General features: G+C 50.5%; 1 protein-coding gene. It reads right to left on the bottom strand.

All coding sequences use genetic code 11. The features are described from left to right. Positions 1-3109, bottom strand: a 3109-nt coding sequence (locus VN105_RS14440) for a hybrid sensor histidine kinase/response regulator (protein ID WP_325642062.1), incomplete at both ends; no start/stop codon positions are given.

Here is a 3109-nt window from a genome sequence, read left to right as displayed (position 1 = left end):
TGTTTTAACCGGATGTTGCGGATAAATTCTGCCGGTGTCATATTGGTGAGTGTTTTCAGTTTCCGGTACAATTGCATTTTGCTGAGGAGCAAATGCTTTTCCAATGCTTCGGCATTTAGCCCTTCCTCATCCATCCGGTCTTCTATTACCTGTACCAGTTCCTGCAGGAACTGTTTATCTGTATCCGGCATACCGGTTTCTTCCAGTTGGCCCAGCGGATGATCCCTCCTGAAAATTTCGTGCAGGCGTTGGCGGTATTCCAGCAGCTTACGCACCCTTACCTGTAAGTGAACCGCGTAGAAGGGTTTTGGGAGATAGGCATCTGCGCCGGCTTCATAGCCTTCCGTTTGCTGGTCTATAGTACCGCGGGCCGACAAGATAATAAAAGGAATATGACAGGTACTGGCGGCATTCTTTACTTTGTCGCAGAGTTCCAGGCCGTTCATATCAGGCATCATGATATCGCTGATGATCAGGTCGGGCAGCGTTTGCCGGATCAGTTCCAGCGCTTCGTTGCCATTGCCGGCTTCATATATAATATACTGATCGGCGAGCAGATCTTTTAACAGTTGGCGGATAGCGTATTCATCTTCCACCAGCAAAATACTTTTTTTGCCGGCCTCCTGTACGCTTTGGATCCTGGATAGTTTATTGGGATCAATAACCGGTGCAGTTGGCGGCAACAGGTCGGCAGTAATGGATTGCAGCAGGTAAGAAGGAACCGGGTTGGCGGGTGCTTCCTGTTGTTGGAGGTAAGTGCTTCCTGTTGCTGAAAGCGGGAGCTGCACATAAAATGCCACGCCGTTATTTTCATTCACCGCACGGATGCTGCCATTGAGCAGGTGCACCATTTGCTGGGTAAAAGCCAGCCCGATGCCTGTGCCGAATTTTCCATGTGTGGCAGTACCGGTGCTGAAAAAGCGGGTAAACAGGTTATCCAGTTGTTCCGCCGGTATATGACTGCCGGAATTATACACATAAATGTCCAGGCAGTTGTTTGTTTGCCTGGCCCGGAGCAGGATGGTTTCTTCCCGGTTGGTGTATTTACAGGCATTGCTCAGCAGGTTAAACAGGATCTTTTCCAGTTTGTCTTTATCCATGGCTGCAATCATCGCGGGCGCAATACTGGTATCAAAGCGTAAGGATTTTTGCTGGCACATAGGTTTAAACAAGGCGGCAATATTTTCCAGCAGCGCGGAAATATTAAGCGGGGAGTAGTAGTTTTTCAGAAAGCCGGCTTCAGCCCTGCGAAATTCGAGCAGCTGCTGCACCAGGTAGGTAAGCCTGGAGGCGTGCTGATGTACAAGCGCCTGGTGATAGGTATCGCCGGGCTGATCGCGGCTGCGTTCCGCCGCACCCACTATCAGCGTCAGCGGTGTTTGCAGTTCATGGGCGATGTTAGTAAAAAAGCGGAGTTGTTCTTCATGCACTTCTTCTTCTTTCTTACGCAGCAGGTGTTCCATTTCCAGCTGATGCTTCATGCCCAGTTTATTTTTCCGGTACAGCCAGAATGCAGTGCCGCCGCTGCCCAACAGCAGCAGGTACAACAGGAATGCCGGCCAGGTAAGCCAGAAATATTGTTGAATGGTAAGGGTAAACAGTACGCTGGGCGGTGTCCATACGCCTTCCCCGTTACTCCATTTTACTTTCAGTACATACCGGCCTGGTGGTACATTGCTGTAAGCGATCCTGCCGTTGCCACCGGTGTATTGCCAGGTTTTATCGTAGCCTTCCAGCAGCCAGGCGTATTCACATTTTTCTGCATGAAGAAAACTAACGGCTTTGCCTTGCAGTTCAAAAAAGTTATCCCGTCTTGCCAGCGTATAGACGGCGGCGTTATATTGCCCGGGTTGCAGTACCTCTAAGCCGTTCTCATTTGTTTTGCCCGCCAGTTGCAATCCCGACACCAGCAGGTTAGGATACACGTGGCGTTCCTGTATATTGGCAGGTGTGAAATAATTAAAGCCATATACGCCACCGAAGTAAAGGCGTCCTGCAGGATCTTTCCAAACCGCTCCATCACTAAACTCATTGCTTTGCAATCCGTCGGCCTCCTGGAAATGGGATATTTCAGCAGTAGCAGGATTGATGCGCGCCAGTCCTTTATTGGTGCTTACCCAGATCAGGCCGTCGTTGTCCTGCGTAATGGCATGAATGGTATTATTGGGCAGGCCGTTGCCGGTGTTATAGCGGGTAAACGCCGGTCGTGGCTCACTGATGGCTGCTTCTGCAATACAGTTCAACCCGTAACTGGTACCTATCCATAACCGCTGCCTGGTATCCCGGTAAAGTGCCAGCACATCATTATGTGATAAGCCGCCTTCATAATTAAAGGCCTTAAACACCTGGAATTTCTGTTGGGTTTTGTTGAACAGGTTCAGTCCCCCGTATCGGCAGCCTATCCACAGTGAGTTAGCGGGACCGGGAGCCAGTGAATAGATGATATCGTTAGCCGGACCGCTGTCGCTGCCATTGAAAGTATATTGGCGGAATGAAGTTACGGCCATGGCGGCGCCTTGCCGCTGAATGCGCAGATGTACCAGTCCGTACCCGCTGGTGCCCAGCCACAGCGAGCTGTCGGCATCCGGTAGTATGGCATATACGGAGCCAAACACCGGCAATTTACTGCTGCCGCTTACCTGTGGCCAGTTGATGAAGCGTTTATGCAGCTGGTCGTACATAGCAAGCCCCTTCCCGTCGGTACCAATAAAGATGATACTATCCATGCCCCGGCAAAGCGAAAAAACGGAATTATCGTCCAGTTCTGCTGAAAACAATTGCTGATGGGTGGCAGCAGGCTGCCGGGTGAAATTGGGCAAACAGATGATGCCGCTGCCTTTGGTACCTATCCAAAGATCGTTGCCATTGGCACAGAAGGCGCGTATAGGTTTATTGAAAGCAGCGCCGCCGGTACTTCTGTTTACAGTGCCAAAGTATTTTGTTTGCGGGTATATTTTGATGATACCATTGCCATCAGTTCCGCACCACAACACCTGTTCGTTGCCGGTAGCCCATGAAATGATCTTCATGTCCTGCAACTGCCTTGTAGCTTCGGGTAATAGCTGTGTAGGGCGGAACTGTGCATCATACTCTCCGAAGCCTTGTGTAG

The organism is Chitinophaga sp., from assembly GCF_035564935.1.
Classification (GTDB): Bacteria; Bacteroidota; Bacteroidia; order Chitinophagales; family Chitinophagaceae; genus Chitinophaga.
This window is presented reverse-complemented; position numbering and strand designations above follow the sequence as displayed.